General features: G+C 56.8%; 6 protein-coding genes. 5 read left to right on the top strand and 1 reads right to left on the bottom strand.

Going from position 1 to position 4,358, the window contains the following annotated elements:
* On the bottom strand, positions 1–892 hold an 892-nt coding region (locus HX743_RS15545; RefSeq protein ID WP_094762221.1), incomplete at its 3' end, for an integron integrase.
* A 172-nt stretch (positions 893–1,064) separates the two neighbouring features.
* Here HX743_RS15545 and HX743_RS15540 point away from each other — a divergent pair.
* The 5 genes from HX743_RS15540 to HX743_RS15520 all read left to right on the top strand — a co-directional run bounded on the left by HX743_RS15540 (position 1,065) and on the right by HX743_RS15520 (position 4,187).
* The gene (locus HX743_RS15540) at positions 1,065–1,517 is read left to right on the top strand and encodes an NAD(+)--rifampin ADP-ribosyltransferase Arr-3 (RefSeq protein WP_001749986.1); all 453 of its coding nucleotides are present in this window, start codon (positions 1,065–1,067) and stop codon (positions 1,515–1,517) included.
* A 105-nt stretch (positions 1,518–1,622) separates the two neighbouring features.
* A complete protein-coding gene (gene aac(6')-Ib, locus HX743_RS15535; RefSeq protein WP_033917551.1) occupies positions 1,623–2,210 on the top strand; it encodes an AAC(6')-Ib family aminoglycoside 6'-N-acetyltransferase in 588 nt (195 codons plus the stop codon).
* A gap of 168 nt (positions 2,211–2,378) precedes the next feature.
* Positions 2,379–2,726, top strand: a complete 348-nt coding sequence (locus tag HX743_RS15530) for a quaternary ammonium compound efflux SMR transporter QacE delta 1 (RefSeq protein ID WP_000679427.1) — start codon at positions 2,379–2,381, stop codon at positions 2,724–2,726.
* Positions 2,720–3,559, top strand: a complete 840-nt coding sequence (gene sul1 / locus HX743_RS15525) for a sulfonamide-resistant dihydropteroate synthase Sul1 (RefSeq protein ID WP_000259031.1) — start codon at positions 2,720–2,722, stop codon at positions 3,557–3,559. Before HX743_RS15530 ends, sul1 begins: the two co-directional genes overlap by 7 nt.
* A gap of 127 nt (positions 3,560–3,686) precedes the next feature.
* On the top strand, positions 3,687–4,187 hold the full coding sequence (locus HX743_RS15520) for a GNAT family N-acetyltransferase (RefSeq protein ID WP_000376623.1): 501 nt from the start codon (positions 3,687–3,689) through the stop codon (positions 4,185–4,187).
* The last annotated feature ends 171 nt before the right edge of the window (positions 4,188–4,358 follow it).

The following is a 4,358-nucleotide window of genomic DNA, read 5'->3' as shown; positions in this document are numbered from 1 at the left end:
CTGGGCGAAATGCGCCTGGTAAGCAGAGTTTTTGAAATGTAAGGCCTTTGAATAAGACAAAAGGCTGCCTCATCGCTAACTTTGCAACAGTGCCTTCTACGGCACGTTTGAAGGCGCGCTGAAAGGTCTGGTCATACATGTGATGGCGACGCACGACACCGCTCCGTGGATCGGTCGAATGCGTGTGCTGCGCAAAAACCCAGAACCACGGCCAGGAATGCCCGGCGCGCGGATACTTCCGCTCAAGGGCGTCGGGAAGCGCAACGCCGCTGCGGCCCTCGGCCTGGTCCTTCAGCCACCATGCCCGTGCACGCGACAGCTGCTCGCGCAGGCTGGGTGCCAAGCTCTCGGGTAACATCAAGGCCCGATCCTTGGAGCCCTTGCCCTCCCGCACGATGATCGTGCCGTGATCGAAATCCAGATCCTTGACCCGCAGTTGCAAACCCTCACTGATCCGCATGCCCGTTCCATACAGAAGCTGGGCGAACAAACGATGCTCGCCTTCCAGAAAACCGAGGATGCGAACCACTTCATCCGGGGTCAGCACCACCGGCAAGCGCCGCGACGGCCGAGGTCTTCCGATCTCCTGAAGCCAGGGCAGATCCGTGCACAGCACCTTGCCGTAGAAGAACAGCAAGGCCGCCAATGCCTGACGATGCGTGGAGACCGAAACCTTGCGCTCGTTCGCCAGCCAGGACAGAAATGCCTCGACTTCGCTGCTGCCCAAGGTTGCCGGGTGACGCACACCGTGGAAACGGATGAAGGCACGAACCCAGTGGACATAAGCCTGTTCGGTTGGTAAGCTGTAATGCAAGTAGCGTATGCGCTCACGCAACTGGTCCAGAACCTTGACCGAACGCAGCGGTGGTAACGGCGCAGTGGCGGTTTTCATGGCTTGTTATGACTGTTTTTTTGTACAGTCTATGCCTCGGGCATCCAAGCAGCAAGCGCGTTACGCCGTGGGTCGATGTTTGATGTTATGGAGCAGCAACGATGTTACGCAGCAGGGCAGTCGCCCTAAAACAAAGTTATGCAGCCAAATCCCAACAATTAAGGGTCTTAAAATGGTAAAAGATTGGATTCCCATCTCTCATGATAATTACAAGCAGGTGCAAGGACCGTTCTATCATGGAACCAAAGCCAATTTGGCGATTGGTGACTTGCTAACCACAGGGTTCATCTCTCATTTCGAGGACGGTCGTATTCTTAAGCACATCTACTTTTCAGCCTTGATGGAGCCAGCAGTTTGGGGAGCTGAACTTGCTATGTCACTGTCTGGCCTCGAGGGTCGCGGCTACATATACATAGTTGAGCCAACAGGACCGTTCGAAGACGATCCGAATCTTACGAACAAAAGATTTCCCGGTAATCCAACACAGTCCTATAGAACCTGCGAACCCTTGAGAATTGTTGGCGTTGTTGAAGACTGGGAGGGGCATCCTGTTGAATTAATAAGGGGAATGTTGGATTCGTTGGAGGACTTAAAGCGCCGTGGTTTACACGTCATTGAAGACTAGTCCTTTGCATAACAAAGCCATCAAACCGGACGCCAGAGATTCCGCGCCTGTTGCGCATGGCTTCGCCATTTTATGCGCAATAGGCGCGCCACCCTGTCGCCGTTTATGGCGGCGTTAGGCATCACAAAGTACAGCATCGTGACCAACAGCAACGATTCCGTCACACTGCGCCTCATGACTGAGCATGACCTTGCGATGCTCTATGAGTGGCTAAATCGATCTCATATCGTCGAGTGGTGGGGCGGAGAAGAAGCACGCCCGACACTTGCTGACGTACAGGAACAGTACTTGCCAAGCGTTTTAGCGCAAGAGTCCGTCACTCCATACATTGCAATGCTGAATGGAGAGCCGATTGGGTATGCCCAGTCGTACGTTGCTCTTGGAAGCGGGGACGGATGGTGGGAAGAAGAAACCGATCCAGGAGTACGCGGAATAGACCAGTCACTGGCGAATGCATCACAACTGGGCAAAGGCTTGGGAACCAAGCTGGTTCGAGCTCTGGTTGAGTTGCTGTTCAATGATCCCGAGGTCACCAAGATCCAAACGGACCCGTCGCCGAGCAACTTGCGAGCGATCCGATGCTACGAGAAAGCGGGGTTTGAGAGGCAAGGTACCGTAACCACCCCAGATGGTCCAGCCGTGTACATGGTTCAAACACGCCAGGCATTCGAGCGAACACGCAGTGATGCCTAACCCTTCCATCGAGGGGGACGTCCAAGGGCTGGCGCCCTTGGCCGCCCCTCATGTCAAACGTTAGATGCACTAAGCACATAATTGCTCACAGCCAAACTATCAGGTCAAGTCTGCTTTTATTATTTTTAAGCGTGCATAATAAGCCCTACACAAATTGGGAGATATATCATGAAAGGCTGGCTTTTTCTTGTTATCGCAATAGTTGGCGAAGTAATCGCAACATCCGCATTAAAATCTAGCGAGGGCTTTACTAAGCTTGCCCCTTCCGCCGTTGTCATAATCGGTTATGGCATCGCATTTTATTTTCTTTCTCTGGTTCTGAAATCCATCCCTGTCGGTGTTGCTTATGCAGTCTGGTCGGGACTCGGCGTCGTCATAATTACAGCCATTGCCTGGTTGCTTCATGGGCAAAAGCTTGATGCGTGGGGCTTTGTAGGTATGGGGCTCATAATTGCTGCCTTTTTGCTCGCCCGATCCCCATCGTGGAAGTCGCTGCGGAGGCCGACGCCATGGTGACGGTGTTCGGCATTCTGAATCTCACCGAGGACTCCTTCTTCGATGAGAGCCGGCGGCTAGACCCCGCCGGCGCTGTCACCGCGGCGATCGAAATGCTGCGAGTCGGATCAGACGTCGTGGATGTCGGACCGGCCGCCAGCCATCCGGACGCGAGGCCTGTATCGCCGGCCGATGAGATCAGACGTATTGCGCCGCTCTTAGACGCCCTGTCCGATCAGATGCACCGTGTTTCAATCGACAGCTTCCAACCGGAAACCCAGCGCTATGCGCTCAAGCGCGGCGTGGGCTACCTGAACGATATCCAAGGATTTCCTGACCCTGCGCTCTATCCCGATATTGCTGAGGCGGACTGCAGGCTGGTGGTTATGCACTCAGCGCAGCGGGATGGCATCGCCACCCGCACCGGTCACCTTCGACCCGAAGACGCGCTCGACGAGATTGTGCGGTTCTTCGAGGCGCGGGTTTCCGCCTTGCGACGGAGCGGGGTCGCTGCCGACCGGCTCATCCTCGATCCGGGGATGGGATTTTTCTTGAGCCCCGCACCGGAAACATCGCTGCACGTGCTGTCGAACCTTCAAAAGCTGAAGTCGGCGTTGGGGCTTCCGCTATTGGTCTCGGTGTCGCGGAAATCCTTCTTGGGCGCCACCGTTGGCCTTCCTGTAAAGGATCTGGGTCCAGCGAGCCTTGCGGCGGAACTTCACGCGATCGGCAATGGCGCTGACTACGTCCGCACCCACGCGCCTGGAGATCTGCGAAGCGCAATCACCTTCTCGGAAACCCTCGCGAAATTTCGCAGTCGCGACGCCAGAGACCGAGGGTTAGATCATGCCTAGCATTCACCTTCCGGCCGCCCGCTAGCGGACCCTGGTCAGGTTCCGCGAAGGTGGGCGCAGACATGCTGGGCTCGTCAGGATCAAACTGCACTATGAGGCGGCGGTTCATACCGCGCCAGGGGAGCGAATGGACAGCGAGGAGCCTCCGAACGTTCGGGTCGCCTGCTCGGGTGATATCGACGAGGTTGTGCGGCTGATGCACGACGCTGCGGCGTGGATGTCCGCCAAGGGAACGCCCGCCTGGGACGTCGCGCGGATCGACCGGACATTCGCGGAGACCTTCGTCCTGAGATCCGAGCTCCTAGTCGCGAGTTGCAGCGACGGCATCGTCGGCTGTTGCACCTTGTCGGCCGAGGATCCCGAGTTCTGGCCCGACGCCCTCAAGGGGGAGGCCGCATATCTGCACAAGCTCGCGGTGCGACGGACACATGCGGGCCGGGGTGTCAGCTCCGCGCTGATCGAGGCTTGCCGCCATGCCGCGCGAACGCAGGGGTGCGCCAAGCTGCGGCTCGACTGCCACCCGAACCTGCGTGGCCTATACGAGCGGCTCGGATTCACCCACGTCGACACTTTCAATCCCGGCTGGGATCCAACCTTCATCGCAGAACGCCTAGAACTCGAAATCTAACGTCCGTTCGGGCATCGAGGTCCATGTCGGGGTGGGACGGGCCCGTGGCTTCAAGATCACTTGCAGTCCGACCGCGAGGCACTGTTGCAAAGTTAGCGATGAGGCAGCCTTTTGTCTTATTCAAAGGCCTTACATTTCAAAAACTCTGCTTACCAGGCGCATTTCGCCCAG

Source organism: Acinetobacter sp. Swhac1 (assembly GCF_013390985.1).
Classification (GTDB): Bacteria; Pseudomonadota; Gammaproteobacteria; order Pseudomonadales; family Moraxellaceae; genus Acinetobacter; species Acinetobacter towneri.
The sequence above is the reverse complement of the archived record's forward strand: the minus strand, read 5'-3'. Positions and strand labels throughout refer to the sequence as shown.